Annotated in this window: 18 protein-coding genes; 13 read left to right on the top strand and 5 right to left on the bottom strand. The window is 55.3% G+C overall.

Features of this window, described 5'->3' with window-relative positions:
- Positions 1 to 61 precede the first annotated feature (61 nt).
- Both ABWV42_RS16250 and betI read right to left on the bottom strand, forming a co-directional pair.
- The gene (locus ABWV42_RS16250; RefSeq protein ID WP_353341106.1) at positions 62 to 271 is read right to left on the bottom strand and encodes a helix-turn-helix transcriptional regulator; all 210 of its coding nucleotides are present in this window, start codon (positions 269 to 271) and stop codon (positions 62 to 64) included.
- 752 nt (positions 272 to 1,023) lie between these two features.
- On the bottom strand, positions 1,024 to 1,710 hold the full coding sequence (betI, locus tag ABWV42_RS16245) for a transcriptional regulator BetI (RefSeq protein ID WP_353341105.1): 687 nt from the start codon (positions 1,708 to 1,710) through the stop codon (positions 1,024 to 1,026).
- Positions 1,711 to 1,839: 129 nt separating this feature from the next.
- Between betI and ABWV42_RS16240 the strand changes: the two genes are divergently transcribed.
- From ABWV42_RS16240 to ABWV42_RS16180, 13 genes are all read left to right on the top strand, one after another.
- A complete protein-coding gene (locus ABWV42_RS16240; RefSeq protein WP_353341104.1) occupies positions 1,840 to 2,763 on the top strand; it encodes an ABC transporter substrate-binding protein in 924 nt (307 codons plus the stop codon).
- 170 nt (positions 2,764 to 2,933) lie between these two features.
- A complete protein-coding gene (locus ABWV42_RS16235; protein ID WP_353341103.1) occupies positions 2,934 to 4,022 on the top strand; it encodes a quaternary amine ABC transporter ATP-binding protein in 1,089 nt (362 codons plus the stop codon).
- Between the two features lie 3 nt (positions 4,023 to 4,025).
- Complete coding sequence (locus ABWV42_RS16230; RefSeq protein ID WP_353341102.1) at positions 4,026 to 6,083, top strand: ABC transporter permease; 2,058 nt, start codon at positions 4,026 to 4,028, stop codon at positions 6,081 to 6,083.
- A 12-nt stretch (positions 6,084 to 6,095) separates the two neighbouring features.
- Entirely contained in the window at positions 6,096 to 6,992 is an 897-nt protein-coding gene (locus ABWV42_RS16225; protein ID WP_353341101.1) for an alpha/beta hydrolase, read from the top strand.
- Between the two features lie 127 nt (positions 6,993 to 7,119).
- Positions 7,120 to 8,289, top strand: a complete 1,170-nt coding sequence (locus ABWV42_RS16220; protein WP_353341100.1) for an aromatic ring-hydroxylating oxygenase subunit alpha — start codon at positions 7,120 to 7,122, stop codon at positions 8,287 to 8,289.
- A 72-nt stretch (positions 8,290 to 8,361) separates the two neighbouring features.
- Positions 8,362 to 9,783, top strand: a complete 1,422-nt coding sequence (locus tag ABWV42_RS16215; protein ID WP_353341403.1) for an aldehyde dehydrogenase family protein — start codon at positions 8,362 to 8,364, stop codon at positions 9,781 to 9,783.
- A 48-nt stretch (positions 9,784 to 9,831) separates the two neighbouring features.
- Positions 9,832 to 11,064: an NAD(P)/FAD-dependent oxidoreductase gene (locus ABWV42_RS16210; protein ID WP_353341099.1), complete on the top strand. Its 1,233-nt coding sequence runs from the start codon at positions 9,832 to 9,834 to the stop codon at positions 11,062 to 11,064.
- A 39-nt stretch (positions 11,065 to 11,103) separates the two neighbouring features.
- The gene (locus ABWV42_RS16205) at positions 11,104 to 11,427 is read left to right on the top strand and encodes a 2Fe-2S iron-sulfur cluster-binding protein (protein WP_353341098.1); all 324 of its coding nucleotides are present in this window, start codon (positions 11,104 to 11,106) and stop codon (positions 11,425 to 11,427) included.
- A 684-nt stretch (positions 11,428 to 12,111) separates the two neighbouring features.
- Positions 12,112 to 13,208 (top strand): IS3 family transposase gene (locus ABWV42_RS16200; RefSeq protein ID WP_353341097.1). Its coding sequence is split into 2 segments (ribosomal slippage): positions 12,112 to 12,361 and positions 12,361 to 13,208, totalling 1,098 coding nucleotides; the frame shifts between segments, so codons are not numbered across the junction.
- A 280-nt stretch (positions 13,209 to 13,488) separates the two neighbouring features.
- Positions 13,489 to 13,815 (top strand): hypothetical protein, encoded by a 327-nt coding sequence (locus tag ABWV42_RS16195; protein WP_353341096.1) that lies wholly within the window; start codon positions 13,489 to 13,491, stop codon positions 13,813 to 13,815.
- A 202-nt stretch (positions 13,816 to 14,017) separates the two neighbouring features.
- Positions 14,018 to 15,877, top strand: coding sequence for a biotin/lipoyl attachment domain-containing protein (locus ABWV42_RS16190; protein WP_353341095.1), 1,860 nt, complete (start codon positions 14,018 to 14,020; stop codon positions 15,875 to 15,877).
- Positions 15,878 to 15,975: 98 nt separating this feature from the next.
- On the top strand, positions 15,976 to 16,422 hold the full coding sequence (locus tag ABWV42_RS16185; protein WP_353341094.1) for a hypothetical protein: 447 nt from the start codon (positions 15,976 to 15,978) through the stop codon (positions 16,420 to 16,422).
- A gap of 97 nt (positions 16,423 to 16,519) precedes the next feature.
- The gene (locus ABWV42_RS16180) at positions 16,520 to 17,824 is read left to right on the top strand and encodes a hypothetical protein (protein WP_353341093.1); all 1,305 of its coding nucleotides are present in this window, start codon (positions 16,520 to 16,522) and stop codon (positions 17,822 to 17,824) included.
- A gap of 715 nt (positions 17,825 to 18,539) precedes the next feature.
- Here the strand turns inward: ABWV42_RS16180 and ABWV42_RS16170 are convergent.
- The 3 genes from ABWV42_RS16170 to ABWV42_RS16160 are packed head-to-tail and all read right to left on the bottom strand — an operon-like array spanning position 18,540 to position 21,962.
- Positions 18,540 to 19,292 (bottom strand): amino acid ABC transporter ATP-binding protein, encoded by a 753-nt coding sequence (locus tag ABWV42_RS16170; protein WP_353341092.1) that lies wholly within the window; start codon positions 19,290 to 19,292, stop codon positions 18,540 to 18,542.
- Positions 19,289 to 21,202 carry a propionyl-CoA synthetase gene (locus ABWV42_RS16165; RefSeq protein ID WP_353341091.1) on the bottom strand — a complete coding sequence of 638 codons (1,914 nt, stop codon included), beginning with the start codon at positions 21,200 to 21,202 and terminating at the stop codon, positions 19,289 to 19,291. The genes ABWV42_RS16170 and ABWV42_RS16165 overlap by 4 nt, the downstream gene beginning before the upstream one ends.
- Positions 21,203 to 21,212: 10 nt before the next feature.
- Positions 21,213 to 21,962, bottom strand: a complete 750-nt coding sequence (locus ABWV42_RS16160; protein ID WP_353341090.1) for an SDR family NAD(P)-dependent oxidoreductase — start codon at positions 21,960 to 21,962, stop codon at positions 21,213 to 21,215.
- Positions 21,963 to 21,971: the final 9 nt, after the last annotated feature.

Raw genomic sequence — 21,971 nt, 5'->3', positions numbered from 1 at the left:
GGTCTGCAGTGTCGATTGGGGTCTGCTGGTAGAGGGGCATTTGCCGTGAAGCGAAATGCTCCTAGCGGTTGGCCTTCGCCATTTCGATCACATCAAGGATCTCGGATTGCGGCCAGCGCGAAGCCGAACCGAGTTTGATGGGCTTTGGCACGGAGCCGTCGGCAACGCGGCGCCAGAAGCTCGGTACGCTGATCGACAACAAGTCAGCGGCTTCACCGACCTTCAGAAGCGGATCGACAGAGCCAGTGGGGGGGAGGGGAGGTTTGGTCATGATTCAAGGTGCCTCAAAATGAGTCTTCATGAGGCAACAGAAGCGCTTTGGATCGTTCGCCGGGAGGGGATAAATTTTTTCTCCCCCCCTCCTGGCTCACTTGTTGCTTTGCTCAGAGAGCGAGGGGTTTCCACAAACCTCTCGCTGCGTGTCACTGCCCAGCGCGTCTCATCATCATGTATTTTTCTTTTTCTGAATCTGTTTTGGTAGAACGGTCGATCTACGGTCGTAAGAGAGTTTCATTGAAATCATTCAAGAAAACCGCACGAACGGATACTCGACTGTTTTCCTCGCGTGACCATTTTGAGCAACAACATCGTTTTAGTGGTGTTTTATACCTCCGGGATTCATGGCGGCCCGGCCGAAAAATGACCGCTGTGAAGGGTGCCCTTCCGGCAATGAGGCTTTTGGCGAAACGTGTTGGAGTAGAGGAGGGTGCCCTGTCAGTCGCGTAGGCCACTAGGGTGGAAACCAGAAATTCGCTGCGGCGTGCTCCAACGTTGAGTCTGCAGCACGCTGGCTTCTCATTCAATTTGTCGTTCTTTGCAGCCGGCGCGTTTCGACGTGCTGATACCAGGATGGCGGGTACGTCGCAGTTGCTGTCCATGGCCCGCCTGTGCGGTGCTTCACGTAACGGACCAAGAGCCCCACTTCATACGGCGGAAGGGACATCCAGCTGATCATTACCAAGCGCTAAGGGCAATCCGGACTGTGGTCAAAAACGTGACGATCCTGGAAGCATCATTCTAGTTTCATCTTACGCTCAAAGCTTTTTCGGAAAACGCCTTCGAGTTCAGGATAATCCCACCAAGGTTTTCCATTTTTGCCGTCGCTTGCTTGAAAGAAACAGGTGAAATCGACGTGTTGCTCAGCGTCAAAAGGACCGTTTCATTTACATAGCCGATTCCCTGTTGGCTCGACATTGGCGTTTGCTGCACGCTGGCGCGCAACCAAACGCCGTCAATCGCGGTACTGATCTGAAAGGCAATCTTTTCTGCAAGCTCGCGTTCCATAATCGGTGAGAGTGCACTGAGCAGGTTGCTTTGCATCCGGGCGTGAATCACGGTTTGAATGCGTTGGTTCTGCTGGTTGTACGGCGCATCGGCGCAAAGGCTGATCCATGCGCGACAGACTTCTTGATAGAAAACCGGGTCCGAGAAATTGCCAACGATAATGGCGCTTAGCCGTTCCATTGGGGTTTCTGCATGGCGCAAAAGCTCGATGACCCCATCCCGAAGCAATGTGTTGGCGCGTCTCATCACCGCTTCGAACAAGGCATCCTTGTCCTTGAAGTAGTGCAGCACCACGCCTTTGGAAATACCGGCACGTTTGGCGATGCGATCGATCGTAGTGCCGCGAATCCCGAACTCGACAAGTATCTCGAAAGCTGCTTGCGACAGCTCGTCTTGCCGGACTTCCTTGATTGATTTCTTGGCCATGGAGAACCTTTTTCCTCAGTCAAACAACAGCTTAATCCCCAGATTAGACGTGCACAACACAAAACATTTGACATAAAAATCGACCAGTGGTCTAAAAAAATAACGAGAGGTCCATAACAGGGGAAGATCATGAAACGCGCACTCATGTCCGGCACGGCCGGCATTTCATTGGTACTTGGCGCCGCCGCAGCGATGGCGGACGAGGCAATCATCAAAATCGCTATCAACGAATGGACGGGGCAAAACTTGTCGGCGCATATCGCCGGATCCGTTCTGCAGGAGATGGGTCATCAGGTGGAATACGTGACCGCCGGCGCAGTGCCGCAATATGCGGCGATTTCCGAAGGCAGCCTGCACTTCAATCCAGAAATCTGGACCAACAACACTGGCGACATCTATCCGAAGGCCGTGGCCGCTGGCGACATCAAGGTGGTCGGCGAACTGGGTTTGCAACCGCGCGAGGGTTGGTTTTATCCGCCCTACATGGAAGAGAAATGCCCTGGTTTGCCGAGCTACCAGGCGCTCTATGACTGTGCCCAGGCATTTGCCGCCGCAGATACGTTTCCGAATGGCCGTTTGATCACCTATCCTGCGGATTGGGGCACGCGTTCTAAGGATCAGGTTGCGGCGATGGAGATGCCGCTACAGGCGGTAGCTGGTGGCAGCGAAGGCGCGATGATTGCAGAGTTGAAATCGGCAGTCGCAGCCGAGCAGCCGATGCTGATGATGTTCTGGCAGCCTCATTGGGTGCACGCTGACATCAAGCTCAACCTCGTTGAATGGGACAGCGCCTCGGCAGATTGTGTGGCGGGGCAGGACCAGACACGTGGAGAAGCCTGCGGGTTTGCGCAGGCCAGCGTCGAGAAGATCGTCAACAAGGATTTCGCAGACACCTGGCCCAAGGCCTTTGCCTTTGTCCAGAAATATGAACTGTCGAACGATATCCAGAACGCCCTGATCCAACGCGTCGATCAGAAAGGTGTGTCCGTCGAGGATGCAGTGGCCGAATGGCTGGCTGCTAACGAACCCACCTGGCGTGCTTGGATGAACTAACCTCTCCCTGTCAACTTAGCGCTGGCCCTGTGTCAGCGCTCTTTTCCTCTTAGCCAACAAGGGTCGCACGACGACCGCAAAGCCACGCAGACGCGGGAATAGTCCTCCTTTCCCAGTTAATGCGCAGCAATCAGCTGACGTGGCCAAACAAGTGTATTGGGAGTCCGATCGTGACGAATGGCAATCCTCAGCTGGGCGACGTCAAACTGTCGTGTCGAAATATCTGGAAGGTCTACGGCGCGCAGCCGGACAAGTTCTTCAACAACCGGGATGGAGCTGACTTTGGTGGCCTCACCTCGCACCAGCACGCCGAAAACATTCGTGCCGCCAAACATATAGTCGCCTCGGCCAACGTCAGCTTTGATGTTCATGTGGGCGAAATCTTTGTGATCATGGGTCTGTCGGGGTCAGGTAAATCGACAATGGTGCGCTGTCTGTCGCGGCTGGTTGAGCCAACTGCCGGTGAAATTCTGCTGGACGGTGAAGATCTGTTGTCCGCCAACAATAAGGAACTGATCGATTTTCGACGCCACAAGATGGGCATGGTGTTCCAAAATTTTGGCCTGATGCCGCATCTGAACGTGATCGATAACGTGGCCTTTCCCCTTGAGTTACAAGGCATGCCGCTGAAGCAACGCCGCAAACGGGCGCAGGAAATGATCGATCTCGTGGAACTCAATGGCCGCGAGGCAAGCTTTCCGCGCCAACTGTCTGGTGGACAGCAGCAACGCGTCGGTATCGCTCGGTCTCTGGCGGTCGAGCCGCAGCTTTGGTTTCTTGATGAACCGTTCAGCGCGCTTGACCCCTTGATCCGACGCCAGATGCAGGATGAATTCCTGCGATTGCAGCGCGAACTACATAAATCCATTGTCTTCATCACCCATGACTTTCTCGAAGCGCTGCGCATCGCCGACCGAATGGCGATCATGCGCGACGGAGAGGTTGTGCAAATCGGCCGCCCGGTGGACCTGATCCTGAATCCAGCGGATGATTACGTGCGCGAGTTCACCAACGACGTGCCCTGGGAAATGGTGCTGACTGCCGGCGACATCGCAGACCCGGACCGCGCTTTTGCACCGGGTATGGGGCATATCTCGGCGAAGACGAACCTGGGCACGTTGCTGCCCTATCTCGCGGACCACGAAGCAGGTGTCATGGTGCGCGACGACAGCGGTCAGGATATCGGTGCAGTCAATGCGCGCGCCGTGGTTAAGGCCTTGGCCAGCGGTGTGTTCAATCCTGCTGAAGTAGAGGACTGAACCATGGAGATGCGCCAACCTCTTGTTTGGATTGTTCTGTCTGCACTGTCGCTTGCTCTGTTTTGGGCTGGGGATGATCTGTCGGCCTTGGTGAAGTTTCCGGAGTCGTTGGTCTGGACGCCCGCTGGTTTGCTGAACACTCTCATGAACGCTTTTGTTGCGATATTCGGAAGTGCGTTCAAAGTAGTCGGATGGTTGCTTGAATGGCCCATTCGAGGGGCACAGGCGGTTTTGTTGATGTTACCCTGGAGCGTAACAACAGCGGTTTTCGTGTTGCTGGGGTTCCTTGCCTCGGGGCTAAGGCTGGCGATGTTTGTCGGGTTGGCGCTGCTCTACATGGCCGGAATCGGCTATTGGATGGAAAGCATGAATTCGTTGGCCATCGTGCTGATCTCAGTGCCGATGGCGACTGCGGTTGGCTTTGGCTTCGGTGTGCTTGGGTTTTATTCCGAGCGCATGCGCAAGGTGATCATGCCGATGCTAGACCTGCTTCAGACGATCCCCGCCTTCGCCTATCTCTTGCCCATCCTGATCCTGTTCGGCTTTGGCACTACGGTCGGGCTTGTCGCCTCGGTGCTCTATGCCTTTCCACCGATGGTGCGCAATACCATTTTGGGCCTGCGCGGCGTGTCGCCTGCGGTAATCGAGGCGGGCCAGATGTCCGGTGCAACCCCGTCACAGCTGTTCTGGAAGGTGCGGCTACCGGCGGCGCAAAACCAGATGTTGCTTGGTGTAAATCAGACCACGATGGCGTCGCTATCGATGGTGATCATCGCGTCAATCATCGGCGGCACCAGCGACATCGGCTGGGAAGTGTTGTCGACCATGCGCAAGGCGCTGTTTGGCGAAAGCCTTTTGGCGGGGTTTGTGATCGCCCTGATGGCGATGGCATTGGACCGGATCACTTATGGGTTTGCGACGCGCGACAAATTCGCTGCCGGCGCAGCGCGCAACAAAGTGAGGACGTTCGGAGTCCTAGTGATCATCGCACTGTTTGTCGCTTCGACATTCATGCCCGCGTTGCGCGCCTGGCCTGAGGCCTGGGTGGTCCATCCCGCAGGGCCGATGAACGACGCTCTGAGCGCCTTGGTGGTCAATGGTCGCGATTGGATCGAAGGCTTCAAGAACCTGTCCTTCTTCTTTGTCATGCTGCCGATCAAGATCGGCCTGGCCAAAGCGGTCAGCCCTTTCACTTGGGGGTTCACGTTGACGCCGGTGCTGACAGGCGCCTATTTCGCCGCTGCCTTGGCGTTGGCGGCCTGGGCCATGTTCCGGCGGCGCGCAATGCTGGCGTCGGTTATCCTGCTGGTTGCGACGCTATTGTATATCGGCTTGACCAATATGCCGTGGCTGGCTTTGGCCGCGATCATCATCTGTGGTGCCTATCAAGCGGCGGGACGTAATGTGGCGGTTGGGACAGCGGTCGGGCTGGCGTTTTTGCTGATCTCGGGTATCTGGCCGCAATCGGTGCTGTCGCTTTATCTTTGTGGCGTCGCTGTGCTGTATTGCTTTGTGTTGGGTACCTCGCTGGGCATCTTGGCTTCAGAAAGCGATCTGGCCTCCAAAATCCTGCGCCCGCTGATGGATACGCTTCAAACCATGCCGTTGTTCGTGATCCTCATCCCCTTTGTCATGGTGTTCAAGATTGGTGAGTTCACGGCGCTGCTGGCGGTGATCGCCTATGCTATCGTGCCATCCATCCGATACACCGAGCATGGGCTACGCAACTTGCCAAGCGACGTGATCGATGCGGCGCAAACGGTTGGCTGCACGCGGCTGCAACTGCTAACTCGAGTCAAACTGCCGATGGCCCTACCAGCGATCATGCTGGGGCTAAACCAGACCATTATCTATGGCATTGGAATGCTGGTGATCGCGGCGCTTGTAGGCACAAATGGGCTGGGGCAACACATCTATATAGGTTTGGGCAATGGTGATTTCGGGGTTGGCATGACTGCCGGCATCGGCATGGCAGTTATCGCCATCATCGCAGATCGCATCACACAATCCATCAGCCACAGCTGGCAGGAAAAGCTGGGCCTGAAGGCTCCGTCGAACTGAGGAGAGCAAGCGATGGGCTGGATCAAACCCAATTTTTCCAAAAGTGCGGGGCCGTATGCCTTCAGCCAGATTGCGCAAATTCGCGAGGATCTGGCGGACGAATTCGAACCCCGGGCGGCACGCTCGTTGCGCAACTGGCCAGTGCGCCTGTCAGAAAAGGAGTTCGCCGGCTTACCCTGCTTGGTCGTCGAGCCCAAAAATGCGCGCCCTCAACGAAGGTTTCTGCATTTCTTTGGCGGTGGGTATGTCTCTGGATGTCCCGAGTACGATCTGCCAATCCTCGCGCCGTTGTCTTGTCTGTGCGCCGCGCAGTTTATCGCGCCCCGCTATGCACTGGCCCCGGAGCAAGCTTTTCCGTCGGCGTTTCAACAGGGTGACCAACTGCTGAGAGCGTTGATAGAGGCGAGGGGCAAAACGCCTTTGTCCGTCAGCGGAGAGTCAGCCGGGGCTGGGCTGGCCACGGCGCTAGTGCAGGCATTGCCAGAGCGACAGCGGCCGGCAATTTCTCAAGTGCTGCTGATGTCGCCTTGGTGTGATCTCCGCGATGGCGCATTGCGAATGGCGGACCAAACAAAAGACCCGACGTTGACGGGCCAACAACTGCGTGTCTGCGCCAACATCTATGCGGCTGAACACGACAGGGCGTGCAACCAATTGTCGCCCTTGGCCGGTCAGTTTGGGCGACATTGGCCAGACACCATCCTGACTACTACTACCGGTGACATCCTGTATCCGATGGTGCGGGCCTTACAGGTTAAGCTGCAGTCGGCGGGCGCCAAGGTCGACTGCGTGACGGAAAACTGGCTTTGGCATGTCTTTGAACTCTACGACGAGTTGCCCCAGGCGGAAACGGCCCTGCGCAAGATCGCGCAACTGGTCCTGGCGAAGGGACAGAAGAAATGCTCGTGACGCGCTGGTTCAAGCAATGCGCCGATTGGTGCGTCTGGCGTCTCTACGTTCCCGATGGCTGACGTAGACGCCTTATCGCTCTTCACAACTAAACACTCACCTCATGCAAATTGCAGGGAGACACATGATGCTTGATCAATCGAAATCCACCAATATTGTCGGATCCGGGTTCACAAAAGACGCCACCCATTCCCAAGCGGCGGGCGGGAACTTTTATACGGACCCCCAGTTTCATCAACTTGAACTCGACCGCCTGTTTGCGCGCGAGTGGAATTACTTTTGCCACCAAAGCCAGATCCCCAACCCTGGCGACTTTCTAACCGGCGTTGTGAGCGATGAGCATATCTACGTGCTGCGGGGAAAGGACGGTGAAATCCGTACCTTTTACAACGTGTGCCAGCATCGCGGCCACCAGTTGTTGAAAGAGCCTTCGGGCAACATCAAGTCGGTCGTTGTCTGCCCCTATCATGCCTGGAGCTATGACCACGAGGGTAACCTGCGTGGCGCGCCGAAGATGAAAGAAGTCGACGGTTTCGATCGCTCGAAGGTCAAGCTGACTCAGGTGCGCACTGAGGTCATCGGTGGTTTCGTGTTTATCAACTTCGACCCCGACGCCAAACCATTCCGGGAAATGGCACCCGAGTTCGAACCGATCATCACTTCGATGGTGACTGAGGTCGACAAGCTGCAATGCGTCAAAATCAAGCCCTTTGAGATCAACGCGAACTGGAAGATCGTCACCGAAAATTTCCTCGAAGCCTATCACGTCGAGTTTTCCGGCGACGCGCATGTCGCCTTGGGCAATATCATCGACATCGACACCTACCGCTTCAACATTAGCGGGCGGACCATTGAATACACCGCCGGCGGTGGAAAGGAAGAGGTCATACCCTATCAGGTGAACAAAGAGGACGACTTCATCAATACGCGGGGGGCGCCCTTCCACCAGGTGTTCCTTTTCCCACACATGTCGTTTTCGGTCTTTCCTGGCACCAACATGATGTTTGTCTTCAACATGCGTCCCAATGGGCCTGACCATACGTCCGAAGAGATCATCTACTTCACGCTCGACGGTAGCATGAGTCCCCCGACCGAGACGGCCGAGGAGTATGTCAGCGACAACCTCAATCCTGAAGACATTGAACTGGTAGAGGCGGTGCATCGCGGTGTCAGTTCCAAGGGTTTTGTGCCCGGCCGCCTGATGGTCGACCCGGACAAGAAGGCCGCCTGGGGAGAGCAGTTTATCCACCATTTCGATACGCTAGTGCTTGACGCAATTGAGCGTGGCGAAAGCTGATACGTCCGTGGTCGCGCGCGTTACCCGTCGTGCGACCACGTCCTCAAATCTTGAAACAGGACGATGGGTCTGATGAAGGCAAAGCGTAACTTCTTTATTGACGGTCAATGGGTTCCTCCGGTCGAACCGCGTGATTTCCCGGTGTTGGACCCTTCGAACGAGCAGAGCGTTGCAGTTATCTCTCTGGGTGGTCCGGCCGATGCCGATCGCGCCGTGGCGGCGGCCAAAGCCGCTTTTCCTAGCTGGTCGCAATCCTCGGTCGAACACCGTGCGGTATTGCTAGAAAACCTCCAGGAGCTTTACGAGAAGCGCAAAGTCGACATGGTGTACGCCATGGTGACGGAAATGGGCGCTCCGATTTCCTTGAGCGAAAGCGCACAATGGGCATCAGGGGCGGACCACCTGGCTGAAACGATCCGTGCCTTGCGTGCATTTCCTTTCGCAGAGCATGCAAACCAGGACATCCTCCTGCGCGAACCGATTGGCGTTGCGGCGTTGATCACGCCTTGGAACTGGCCAATGAACCAGGTGATGCTAAAAGTCGCTCCAGCCTTGGCGACGGGCTGCACGGTTGTCCTGAAACCCTCGGAAATCGCGCCGTTGTCGTCGATCCTTCTGGCCGAATTGATCGAGCAAGCCGGGTTCCCGGCGGGTGTCTTCAATCTGGTGAACGGCGATGGCCCTGGCGTGGGGGCTCGGCTGGCCGAGCACGTGGACGTCGATGTGGTAAGTCTGACCGGTTCGACCCGAGCCGGTGCCTTGGTGACAAAGGCGTCGGCCGACACCGTGAAACGTGTCTCACTAGAGCTTGGTGGCAAAGGCGCGAACATTCTGTTCGAGGATGCTGATCTCCAAGCCGTTGAACGTGGAGTGTTACATTGCATGGAAAATTCGGGCCAATCCTGCGACGCGCCAACACGGATGCTGGTTCAGCGCCCGATCTACCACCAGGCGGTCAAGCGCGCCGCTGAGGTCGCACAGAGCATCAAGGTGGACTCGGCGCACAAGTCCGGCGATCATATTGGCCCCCTTGTCAGCAAAGAACACTGGGCCAAAGTACAGGGTCATATCCAAAGTGGGGTCAAGGAAGGTGCAAGGCTTATCGCCGGTGGCACTGGCTTGCCGGGCGGCATGGAAGAAGGGTATTTTGCGCGGCCGACCATCTTTGCCGACGTGACAAACGACATGTCGATCGCCCAAGAGGAGATCTTTGGTCCGGTGCTGTGTATCCTGCCGTTTGACAGCGAAGAAGAGGCGATTGCGATCGCCAATGATACCCCTTTCGGCCTTGCAAATTATGTCCAAACCGCCGATCCCGCGCGCGCCAGTCGAGTTGCGGCAAAATTGCGTTCAGGCATGGTGCGGATCAACGGTGCATCGGCGGGGTTGGACACACCTTTTGGCGGCTATCGTCAATCCGGCAGCGGCCGTGAAGGGTCGCGCTGGGGGCTGGAAGAGTTTCTTGAAATCAAGGTGATCTCAGGCGCCGATTGATCGGTGCGCTATCAATGCGCACAGCACATTCTCTAGGAGGGCTGAAAGATGCAGCATGAAAATGAACGGTCCATCGTTGTCATCGGCGCTGGGCAGGCGGGGTTTTCCTGCTGCGCCAAGCTACGCAGCTTGGGGCATGTCGGCGCGATCACCCTCGTGGGCGATGAAGGAGAACTGCCTTATCAGCGCCCACCTCTTTCCAAGGCTTATATGTTGGGCAAGCTCGCCAAGGAGCGTCTGTACCTACGGCAACCAGAATTCTACGATGACGAGAACATAACGTTACGCTTGGACACTGGAGCCAAGGCGATAGATCGCGCTGCCAGACAAGTGACACTGAATGATGGAGAAATCCTGAACTATGATCTTCTGGTTCTTGCGACTGGCGCCCGCCCGATCACTCTGAACGAGCAGATGGGAGGCGCGCTGCGGGGTGTCCACTATATGCGCAACATTGCTGACGCTGACCGCTTGGCGCACCAGATGATGTCAGGGCGGTCCATCGTTGTAGTTGGTGGCGGATACATCGGGCTTGAAGCAGCGGCAGTCGCCTCCGAATCGGGCATGCAAGTAACTTTGATTGAGGCCGCCGACCGGATTTTGCAACGTGTCGCTGCCCAGGAGACATCTTCGCATTTTCGCGATTTGCACAGAGCTCATGGCATCGAAATTCGGGAGGGCGCCAAGCTTGATCAACTGTCCGGCGCAGATGGCGCGGTGGCAACGGCGGAATTGTCCGATGGGAGTCAGATCGCGACGGATTTGGTTCTGGTTGGCATCGGCGTGAGGCCGAACATCGATTTGGCAACTGACGCAGGGCTGGACATTGAAAATGGCATCCGCGTTGATGAATACTGTCGGACTTCAGACCCCTACATCTTCGCCGTTGGCGATTGTGCGTCATTTCCCCATGGCGCAGACCGTATCAGATTGGAAAGCGTCGGCAACGCCATTGAGCAGGCGGAAGCAGCGGCACGGGTCATTGTTGAGGGCTCGATGCCTTACGAAGCCAAACCTTGGTTTTGGTCGGATCAGTTCGACGTAAAGCTACAGATCGCCGGCCTGTCGACCGGCTATGATCAGGTTGTTAAACGGCAGCTTTCGGAAAAGGTCGTATCCTTTTGGTATTTCGCAGGTGCACAGCTGCTGGCGGTCGATGCAGCAAACGACCCGCGTGCATACATGGTGGCCAAACGCCTGATCGACGCAGGCGGCACAGTGCAATCTAGCTTGGTCGCCGATCCCGACTTCGACCTAAAAACGCTTGTGAAACGCGCGTGACGATTGCGCCCGGCACATCATACCGAAAGGACGTACACTATGGTGACACTCACCTTTATTCAGCACAGCGGCGAACAACATGTTGTCAAAACGCCAACAGGGCTGACAGTGATGGAAGTTGCGCGCGACAACAACATCCCAGGTATTGACGCCGATTGTGGCGGCGCCTGCGCATGTTCGACCTGCCATGTCTATGTTGATCCGAGTTGGATTGGCAAGTTGCCCCCAAAAGAGGAAATGGAGGCAGACCTGTTGGATTTCGCTCACGAACCGAACCCAGAAACGTCGCGTTTAACCTGTCAAATCGAGGTTACGGATGTGCTTGACGGTTTGATTGTACGCATTCCCGTGCAGCAAGGGTAAACCGTTTCGAGAACGATTAGATATGGGAAGCAAATCCCCTTAGTTGGTCCCCTGGCCTTCCCCCAGTTCTGTTGGGTTTCAGCCAACTTATGGATGAAAAACGTGAGTTCCACAGGCGGATTTTCATCCAATTCAGCTATCATCTGCAATGCTGGGCGATGTGCAGAACGGTTCTTATGGAGAAGCCGCACTACCGCGAACTGTCTGGAGGTGGATGGCAGGTTTAGGCCGTTGAATTCTTTCTACAGAAAGGGCGGAGAGCTGTCATTAGCTGCACTTGCGAAGGTCACGGGGCAGCCAAGTGAAAGCTGCCATTCATTCTTCGCAGAATAAAACCCACATGCTGTACTGCGCACAAAGGTCGGATAAGCGCGGATTACCGTGCTGTTTCGCCCCCAGCCGGAACAGACCCCAGGGCGTAACCGTAGCCTCCCATGTTCACAGGCAGGCCGATGGCAACCAACCTCAAGCAGGGTGGCAAAAATTTTTACCCACAGGAAGGGCACGGGGCTTCCCTGTTTTCTCTCAGGAGATGGATGGTCGCACGGCTAAGCTATTGTCATGACTATGTTGGAAAAAATCACTCGGATAACGTTGGCGTTCTTTGTCATGTACGGTGTGTGACCTGAGCCCCTGAATCTCCTCCAGTTTTGTGTAGAGTCCGCCCAACTTAAGGACGGACAAATGAAGACGAGATTCACTGACGAGCAGATCATTCAGATGATCAAGGAGCAAGAAGCCGGCGAGAAGACGGCTGATGTGTGCAGGCGCTATGGGATCAGCCAAGGCACTTTCTACAAATACAAATCCAAGTATGGCGGCATGGAGCCGTCGGATGCAAAGAAGCTGCGGGCACTTGAAGCCGAGAATGCGAAGTTGAAGAAGCTGCTGGCCGAGCAGATGCTCGACAATGCGATGCTGCGGGACGTGAACTCAAAAAAGTGGTGACGCCCGATGCCAAGCGGAAGGCGGTGGCCCATCTGGTGGAGTTTCATCAGGTGAGCCAGCGTCGGGCGTGCTCTGCTCTGGACGTGGATCGTTCGACCGTGCGGTATCAATCGCGCCGGTCGAATGACACGGATCTGCGCGATACCATAAAGGCGGTCGCCAAGGAACGTCGCCGGTTCGGCTATCGGCGGCTGCATGTGATGGTCGAACGGCAGGGCTGGCAAGTGAACCACAAGAAGTTCCGTCGGATCTATCGCGAAGAGAAGCTCCAGGTGCGCCGCAGGAGTGGTAGAAAGCGGGCTCTGGGCACGCGAAGACCGATGGTTGTGCCGAATGGAGCGAACCAGCGTTGGAGCCTCGATTTCGTATCTGACGCACTGACGGATGGTCGCCGCTTTCGCATCCTGACTCTGGTGGACGACCACACACGAGAGAACCTCGCATTGGTCGCCGACACATCGCTATCGGGCTTACGGGTCACGCGGGAATTGGATCGACTGATTGCAGAGCGGGGCGCACCAAACACCATCGTTTCGGACAATGGCACCGAGTTCACCAGCATGGCCGTGCTAAGATGGGTGCAGGAAACGGGCGTCGACTGGCATTACATTGCACCGGGGAAATCGACGCAGAACGCTTTCATTGAAAGCTTCAATGGCAAGTTGCGTGACGAATGCCTGAACGAGACACTATTCAGCTCACTGGCCGAAGCACGCGAAACACTGGAAATCTGGCAGGAGGACTACAACACCCATAGACCACACTCGGCACTTGGAAACCTGACGCCGAAGGAATTTGCAGAGAAAATGAACATGGACAAACTGGCAGCGTAAGGCCATCAAACTAATGCCAAGGACTCTCCGCAAGGTGGAGGAAACTTGGGGCTCAGGTCATGTGTTTTGGGTCAAGACGATCCTTTTTGATCCGCCTGCCTCCGTACATGAATGCAAAAATTAAGCGGACCACAAGACCACATATCTCGACGAATTCATCCACTACAGTTATGTTGCTCAAGCAGTATAACGACACACTCATTGTGCGTAGCAGGGCCGACTCTACGGACGCATACGGTGGAACGTATGTTGAAATAGCGCAAAAAGAAGGATTTTTCATATGAATAAGTTTTTGGCAACGCTATTCCTTTTTTCAGCTATCATTGGAACAGCGCCGACATCTGTTCTTGCACTTTCTTTCGATCAATCCAGTGCGACAATTGCTGTGTGGAAAACAAAATCGGGAAAATGGAAAGCATGCGGCCCTGTCCAGTGTCTTTCGCTTGCGGAAGAAACGGAGAGCAAGGCTTTCGAGTACGTCAATGGCTTATATAGTAGCTACCAAGAAATCGGAAAGAGCGGTCGCTGTAAGGTTTATCAAAGTTTAGAGAAAACCAAATCCTTTCATCACTCTGCCGAATGGGTGTTGGACAAAGCAAAGTGCTAGTTAAGCCTTTGATTGAAAGTAAGAAAGGTTTAGGCGAGTGCTCACGTCATTTGAATTTTCTAGAATCGCAAGCTTAGTTTTTAGGATCATAGCCGTTAGGGTCAGGCTTGTCATAGCTCTGGTACTATTTCTGGGGCATGGCTACACTCCAGCGTTTGCCCAAAATGAACTCTGCCTTCCTGTCACAGCATCCCGTGCAACATTGGCCGAGGCTCAGGAGTTCGCCTCTAACCTTCCATCTAGGTTAAAGCCGGAGGTTCGCCAAGCACCCAACGGGTACTATGCGATTACTTTGGAACGAAAAAATTTTGCAGTGAACGGGTTTTCTCTCTCAGGCTTGAAGGCTAGTGGCTTGATTCCGTCTGACGCGTTCTGTTCGTCTGGCAAGGGGTTTTCCGGGCCGATTGCACAACCTGTATTGTTGGTGCAAGAGGGGGACGCAAAAGCATTTGATTTGGGCATGGTTGCGGGTTTCGTTCCAAATAATGCAGGTCTTTACTTATTAATTTTTGGAGGGCTTTTTTCTGCAATTGGCGTTCTTCGGTTTGTCTTTGGGTCCGCCAAATCGGTGACAAGATATATGTCGCCATCAGAGGGCGTGGCGTACCCTTTGACGGTGAAAAAGGTTAATGTCTCTTTGGGGCAAGATGTCCAAGAGGGTATGCCAATTGCGAAATTTGCCTCATCGAAGAACGAAGATCTCCTCAAGCCCGCATATGTTCTGAGAGCAGAGACATCAGGCCGCATCAAGAGCTTGAATGTTGCCCCTGGGGATGCTTTGAAGCGGTCACGAATAGTCTATCAATTGCAGGGTGAAAAGACGCCTTTGGTAGAGCTTTTTCTGGAAAACTTGCTAGCGAGCCTATTGGCCGGTATTTCTATTCTGAGTGCGATTAAGAATCCAGAGTGGGTTGAGAGCGTGTTGTCTGGCAATATTGTTTTGCCGAATGTGATGGCTGCGCCGCTTCTTTTGGCTTTTGCAGCTGTTATCGTATTTATCAGTATATTGCGATTTGGATTGCCAAAATCAATATTCGTGGCCGTCGCGCCTGTTGCTGTATTCTTGACCTTCTTTGAACTCGATCCATTAATCTTCTCCACTCCTTGGGATCGATTTGAAGAGGCGAAAAAGGAAGAAGAACATCTTCGTGTCTTGCGTGAGGAAAGAATTAAAGAGAGAACTGCGGAGGCGATTGTTTTAATCGAAAGACAAATGTTCGAGATCCATCGAATTGTCATGGATAACCAGGGTGAGTTCTTCGGTAAATTGAAGTCCACATGCAGCGAGACTGAAGAGATTTATCGGCCTACGCGTGAGCAATGGACGATAGGTTTAATGGAACGAACCAAAGAGAGGGCTGAAGAGCATGTGACCTGTTTGCGAAACTATGCCCGCAAGAATGCACCAAGTTTTGTGGAGGAAAACAACTTTTTTGCAAAGCAATATTCTGCGGCGTCTCAAAGATGGTGGAGTATGTCCGGCAGTACAATGCCGCCTCGTGCCCTGGTTTCAGAGCTATCGGTCGATTTTGTTCGGCAACGCGTTGAAGACACTCTGGTTCGGGAAACGTTGAGCGAATACAATAGAATTTATTCTGAAAATATTGAGACCGCCAAATACAATACGCGTGAAATTGAAAAAGAGGCGCTTCGTCGTGAAAATCTGGCCCGATCGTTGGCCCGGTTGACTGCGCAAAATCAACGCATGTTGGATCAGCAGTTGTCTCAGTTGATTTACGGAGTTCGTCCGTCCTCGTCATCTACCTTGCAACCGGTGATCCGTAGTGGATTTGTGTCGACAACATCTTCAGTTGCAAATGGTTCATCTTCCAATACGACACAGAAGAAGCAGTACAGATGGGCTTCGTGTGATCGTACCGAGGGGAATCTTAACTCTCGGCTGCACTGCATCATGAAACCTAGCCATAAGATTGAACCAAATACTGTCTACTTGCACCGTTGTGATGTGGAACTCGAAGGCCATTGCCATAGAGGTGTTTTTGGTGGCATGACGAAAGACCTTCCCGACGATCTTAATGATGTTTTGCCTCCTCTCAGGTGATTGTTGTCTATTCCTTTGGGTGCAGCGCGGCCTTGAGGTGATGCAAAGCTGAGATGGTTTCGGTTGTCGGCGACGTGTGAGACGTAGAGAACTGTTGGATGAACAATGAAAACCTGACAGAGTTGGCTATTCAACTTGAGCTTGGCGCTCCGGGGGTTGCTTTCTGTCTGGGGGCACCGCGCACGACAGTTGAGCAGGCTCTGGGCTCAGACGCTGATCCTTTTGATGTCGGCACCATTGAGCAGCAATGTGCGGCGAAGGGGTTGGGCCCGCTGGATATCGCCTGTGGGCTGGACGGCTATGCTGTGCAGCTCTTTGCGCCAGACTATCCTCTTGGAAAAGATATGTTTTACGATCCCCTTGAACAAGAGTGCCTCACGCGAAGGGCGGTCGATCTTCTGGGGCTGCCCTGGATGGAAAAGGGTCCGAAATGGGGGTGCGGGCATGACTTGTTTGAGCCGCCAGACCGTTCGTGGGAATATACCCCCGAACAAACGGCTCAGGCGGTATATCGGCTCATCGCGGGCAAGCAGCCCTGGAAGTGAGCTCCATTCCGTTGGGCAAGGAGGAAGTTGTCGAAAAATGGTTTTCGAGCGAGCGTTGAAAATGAAACTAATTACCACACTATGGACATAGCTCTCAGTGCTTAGAACCATTTTCTCACCCGACCACCTGCAATACCCAATTATTGTGGCCGAAATTAACGTAAAGGAAGGGGAAGGGATCGGGAAAGGTGATGTCGTTGTTCGACTTCATGACCGAAACGGGAAAATGATCTCGGTTGCGTCTCCCTTCGAGGGCACTTTAACGGCATTGGATGTCCAGTTTGGGCAGCAGCTTTTCCAACGGACCAAAATAGCCTGGATTCACACTACTGAAGGGGTGCAAGCTCAGGAGACGGAAAGCAAGTCTGCTCCCGCCACTTCCCTGCGCCGGAAATCAAAACGAAAGGAAACGGCTGCTGCTCAGACGGAGTTTGATGCTTCTAAGAGATACTATGTCAGTGCTAAAGGAGCCTGGTATTTACGAGTTGCAGCCTGGCTTGGCTTTCTCTCTCTGTTTCTGATGGCACTAGTGATCATCGCCGCCAACCCTTGGGTTCTTGAATTCCTTGGTGATGGACCCGTTTTGGTGTTTTCCATAGCATCTGTAGGACTGCTCCTTGCAGGTCTATGTGGTGCAGGTGCCGGGATCGAGCTGGTCGAACACGTCTCAACCTCTGCCAAGATGGAAGCCGATACCAGAACTGCCGTGGCCCAACGAATTCGGCAGGGGGAAGATGTTACATTACCTCGGGGATTTACTCCTCCATCCATACTCGCAGTGACGGTGCCTATGCTGGCTGCCTACCTTATAACAACGGATCAAATTGAGGTTGGCAATGGGCGCGACAGGCAGTCGGAACAAATTGCAGAGATTTCTCAAGAATATTCTTCGACTGAAACACGAACGCAAAGAACCCAACATGCGGACTTTGATGTTCGTCAGTTGCTCACAGAAAACACTGGTAGTGCACGCGCTTCCGAAGACCTGGTGGTTTCGGTGATGGGGAAGCCTAAGGATGTATGCTATCGTATGGGGCTTCTTGTGCGAGCTTCGAAACTGGATCGGAAGCAATGTCCAGACTGCGCCAAGACAGAGCGTCAGGCACAAATTGACAAGATAAACTACGTCAGAGACAGCTACATTATCGGGCAAGGTAAGCTGAACTACATTAACGTGTTAGAGTTCAATCTCGGTTACGCGTCTACCGAATGCCAAGGTGCCAATTTTCTCATGCCAATCACCAAGTACATGGTTTTTTCAGACGCTATCAGTTCTGTGTGTGATCAGGGTAGTCCGGTTGTCAGCAGACAGATCCGATCTCTGGAATCTGCCTTTCATGATTCAAAACCTCATTGTAAATCCCTACGCCCTTGGGCGAAGGATCTCCTTACCATAGAATGACGAATAGTTTCCCGTGTAATTTGAGAGTTATGAGTTAAGCTGAAAACAAGGGCTGAAAAGGGCGATTTGAATGGTTTAGTGCAAAAATTATCACGTTTAAACCATGCCTGACCAGGCAGGGAAATCAGGTTCTTAGGACGGTGCGCAAAGCAGGCGCACGACGTTACCCAAGCTGCGCCTGCAGTAAAGGGCAGCTCCGTCCTGCACAGCTGCCCTCTGGCCAACAAAAATGCTGCACAGTGTGTTGAACGGCTGCTTCGCGGAAGCTGCAATGCAGCACTTGGATAAATGGCCAATGGCCGGTGTGGGCCGTTCAATCCTTTTTTTACAAGAGGGGAGGGGAACGACGCTCGCCGAATCAATCACAAACCGCGGTTCATTGGTTTAGTCGTGGAGCTCCTACTGAAGCCTGTGCGAAGTCGGTCACTTTCAGACATGGCGGCTGAGACAAATAGCTCGACCATTGGAACACCACGGGGCTGTTTCGCTTCGCCGCAGGCGCGTAGGTGCCTGTCCGACATCCCAGCATCCCAGACCGCGTTCACTACGGTGAAGTCGGCCATATCGGGCATCGACGCGGGTCGGGCAGTCTTAGGTCTGCCCGACTATGCTGTTGCCGGAACGGATCTGGCCGCACAGATTCAAGATGCCGTTGCGGCGAACGATCTTGCTCATCCGAGCGCCGGTTTGAAAACGCTCGATCATCGAGGGCCTGTCAGTGGCTGAGGACCTGATCTAGGAACATGCGGGTGCGGTCGCTGCCCGGGTTGGTGAAGAAACTATCGGGATCATTTTCTTCGATGATTTCGCCCGCGTCCATGAAAATCACCCGGTCGGCGACCTTGCGAGCAAATCCCATTTCGTGGGTGACACAGATCATGGTCATACCTTCGGCGGCCAGGGTTTCCATGACGTCCAGAACCTCGCCGATCATTTCGGGATCAAGCGCCGAGGTCGGCTCGTCGAACAATAAAATCTCGGGGTTCATGCAAAGGGCGCGAGCGATGGCGACACGCTGTTGCTGACCGCCCGACAGCTGGCCGGGATATTTCAGCGCCTGGTTGGCGATCTGCACCTTTTCCAGGTATTTCATCGCGTCCTTTTCCGCCTCGGCCTGAGGGGTCTTGCGCGCCAGCATCGGCGCCAGGGTGCAGTTTTCGAGGATCGTCATGTGCGGGAACAGGTTGAAGTGCTGGAACACCATGCCCACTTCGCGACGCATTTCGTCGATGTTGGGGGCGTCGGCGTCGATTTCGTGGCCCATGATCTCGATCGTGCCGGCCTGTTGCTGTTCCAGCTGGTTGATGCAGCGGATCATGGTCGACTTGCCCGAGCCCGAGGGGCCGCAGACCACGATCTTTTCGCCGCGGTCCACGGTCAGGTTGATGTCTTTCAGCGCGTGATAGGTGCCGTAGTACTTGTTTACAGCCGTCATGCGCACGGCGGGGATGTTTGCTTCGTGTCTCATGCGTCCTCCATCGCGTAGCCGCGCCCGCGCAGGGCGGTGGTGATTTCCGTCAGGATCTCGGGGTCGTCGATGGCGGCGGGCATTTTCCAGTCCGCGCTATCGGCGATTTTCTGCATTGTACCACGCAACACCTTGCCCGAACGGGTCTTGGGCAGCCGCTCGACCGCAATCGCGGTCTTGAAGGCGGCCACGGGGCCGATCTCGTGGCGGACCAAGGAGACCAGTTCCTTTTCGAGCGTGGCGGGGTCGGTGTCGACGCCTGCGTTGGTGACATAGAAGCCCAGCGGCATCTGCCCTTTCAATGCATCCGCCACACCCACAACGGCGCATTCGGCGATATCGGGGTGGGCGGCGATGACCTCTTCCATCGCGCCGGTTGACAGCCGGTGTCCGGCTACGTTGATGATATCGTCGGTGCGGGCCATGATGAAGACATAGCCGTCTTCGTCGATGATCCCGGCATCCGAGGTGGCGTAGTAACCGGGAAACTCGGCGAAATAGGCGCTGTGATAGCGGTCCGGCGCATTCCACAGTGTCGGAAAACAGCTGGGTGGCAGCGGCAGTTTCACCACGATATTGCCCAGGGTGCCGGGGGGCACAGGATGGCCGGCGTCGTCCAGAACCTGCACGTCATAGCCGGGCATCGGCTTGCCGGGGCTGCCCAGCTTGATCGGAAAAGCGCCCAGACCCACCGGATTGCCCGAAATGGCCCAACCGGTTTCGGTCTGCCACCAGTGGTCGATGACGGGGCGGTCCAGTTTCGCCTGCGCCCATTTGATGGTGTCAGGGTCCGAGCGTTCGCCGGCTAGGAACAGGGTGCGGAAGGCCGACAGGTTATAGTCGGCAATCAGCTTGCCCTCGGGGTCTTCTTTCTTGATGGCCCGGAAGGCGGTCGGTGCGGTGAAAAGCGCGTTGACCTTGTGGTCCTGAATGACCCGCCAGAAAGCGCCCGCATCCGGGGTGCCCACGGGCTTGCCCTCGTAGATCACGGTGGCGCAGCCGTTCAGCAGCGGGCCATAGCAGATATAGGAATGCCCCACGACCCAGCCCACGTCCGAGGCGGCCCAGAAGGTGTCGCCCGGCTGCAGCCCATAGTGATGTTCCATCGTCCAGCGCAGTGCGACCATGTGACCGCCATTGTCGCGCACGACGCCCTTGGGCTGTCCCGTCGTTCCCGAGGTATAGAGGATATAGAGCGGATCGGTCGCCGCCACCGGCACGCAGTTGGCATAGCGCCCGGCTGCCTTGGCCTCTGCCACCGCGGCGGCATAGTCGATGTCGCGGCCTGCGATCATGTCGCAACGATGGGCATCGCGTTGCAGGATCAGGCAGGCTTCGGGCGTTTCATGCGCCGTGTCGATGGCCTCGTCCAGCAGGGGTTTGTATTCGACGATCCGCGCCGTCTCGATCCCGCAAGAGGCCGAGATGATCATCTTGGGGGCGGCATCGTCGATCCGCACCGCCAGCTCATGTGCGGCAAAGCCACCGAAGACGACTGAATGTACGGCGCCCAGTCGGGCGCAAGCGAGCATGGCGAAGACCGCCTCGGGGACCATCGGCATGTAGATAATCACCCGGTCGCCTTTGGCAACGCCATTGGCCTGCATCGCCGCCGCCAGCGCGCTAACCTCGTCTTGCAGCTCGGCGAAGGTAAAGCGTTGGACATTGCCGGTCACCGGGCTGTCCCAGATCACCGCGGTCTGATCCCCGCGCCCCGCTTCGACATGGCGGTCGACGGCGTTCCAGCAGGTGTTGCAGGTGGCGCCTGCGAACCAGCGGCCCATGGCGTCCATCTCTGGGTCAAAGACCTTGTCGGCTGGGGTGATCCAGTCGATGCCCTTGGCCGCCTCGGCCCAGAATGTGACGGGGTCAGCCTGCCACGCAGCATATGTTTTATCGTATCCGGACATGAGCGCGCCCTCAGCAGACATAGTTCAGGCCCAACCGGCCGCCATCGACATAGATGGTTTCGCCAGTGATATAGCTGGCCCGCTCCGAGGCTAGGAAAGCCACGGCGTTGCCGATCTCCCGCGCGCTGCCCATGCGTTGCAGGGGGGTGCGAGACATGGCCATTTTCATTGCCTCGGGGTTGGCATTTACACCTGCCATCATCTCGGTATCGATCGAGCCTGGGCCAACCGCGTTGACGCGGATGTTGTGCGGAGCCAGCGCGAGCGACATAGCTTTGGTCAGTTGCATGACCCCACCTTTCGAGGCGCAGTAGGCCGGGATGGCCGGGATTGCGACCACAGCGTTAATCGATGACATGTTGACGATGGATCCTTCGATGCCCTTGACGAGCATGGTCTTAGCTGCCCGCTGCGAGGCGACGAAGACGCCGGTCACATTGACGTCCATAACCTTCTGGAAATGCTCCAGAGAATAGTCCAGGAAGTTGCCGGGCAGGGCGACGCCGGCGTTGTTGACTAGGGCGTGAACCGGGCCGACTTCTGCCTCGATCTTGTCGAACATGGCATTGATTTGGTCCATGTCGCCCATGTCACAGGGGATGGCAATGTGATCGCCGTCCAGTTTTTCCGCCGCCGCCTTTACGCCTTCAGCGTTGATATCCGACAGCACTACGCGGAAGCCGTCTTCGGCTAGCACTTCGGCACAGGCATAGCCGATCCCCTGAGCGGCCCCGGTTACAAGAGCAATCTTGTCAGTCATTGTCGCGTT

This window comes from Pelagimonas sp. KU-00592-HH, from assembly GCF_040369695.1.
Lineage (GTDB): Bacteria > Pseudomonadota > Alphaproteobacteria > Rhodobacterales > Rhodobacteraceae > Shimia.
This window is presented reverse-complemented; position numbering and strand designations above follow the sequence as displayed.

Bases quoted from the DNA above. Each gene is read 5' to 3' on its own strand.
- ABWV42_RS16220 (WP_353341100.1), top strand. From the start codon at position 7,120: ATGCTTGATCAATCGAAATCCACCAATATTGTCGGATCCGGGTTCACA.
- ABWV42_RS16225 (WP_353341101.1), top strand. From the start codon at position 6,096: ATGGGCTGGATCAAACCCAATTTTTCCAAAAGTGCGGGGCCGTATGCC.
- ABWV42_RS16215 (WP_353341403.1), top strand. From the start codon at position 8,362: ATGAAGGCAAAGCGTAACTTCTTTATTGACGGTCAATGGGTTCCTCCG.
- ABWV42_RS16210 (WP_353341099.1), top strand. From the start codon at position 9,832: ATGCAGCATGAAAATGAACGGTCCATCGTTGTCATCGGCGCTGGGCAG.
- ABWV42_RS16205 (WP_353341098.1), top strand. From the start codon at position 11,104: ATGGTGACACTCACCTTTATTCAGCACAGCGGCGAACAACATGTTGTC.
- ABWV42_RS16195 (WP_353341096.1), top strand. From the start codon at position 13,489: ATGAATAAGTTTTTGGCAACGCTATTCCTTTTTTCAGCTATCATTGGA.
- ABWV42_RS16185 (WP_353341094.1), top strand. From the start codon at position 15,976: ATGAACAATGAAAACCTGACAGAGTTGGCTATTCAACTTGAGCTTGGC.
- ABWV42_RS16250 (WP_353341106.1), bottom strand. From the start codon at position 271: ATGACCAAACCTCCCCTCCCCCCCACTGGCTCTGTCGATCCGCTTCTG.
- betI (WP_353341105.1), bottom strand. From the start codon at position 1,710: ATGGCCAAGAAATCAATCAAGGAAGTCCGGCAAGACGAGCTGTCGCAA.
- ABWV42_RS16165 (WP_353341091.1), bottom strand. From the start codon at position 21,202: ATGTCCGGATACGATAAAACATATGCTGCGTGGCAGGCTGACCCCGTC.
- ABWV42_RS16160 (WP_353341090.1), bottom strand. From the start codon at position 21,962: ATGACTGACAAGATTGCTCTTGTAACCGGGGCCGCTCAGGGGATCGGC.
- ABWV42_RS16170 (WP_353341092.1), bottom strand. From the start codon at position 19,292: ATGAGACACGAAGCAAACATCCCCGCCGTGCGCATGACGGCTGTAAAC.
- ABWV42_RS16230 (WP_353341102.1), top strand. From the start codon at position 4,026: ATGGAGATGCGCCAACCTCTTGTTTGGATTGTTCTGTCTGCACTGTCG.
- ABWV42_RS16240 (WP_353341104.1), top strand. From the start codon at position 1,840: ATGAAACGCGCACTCATGTCCGGCACGGCCGGCATTTCATTGGTACTT.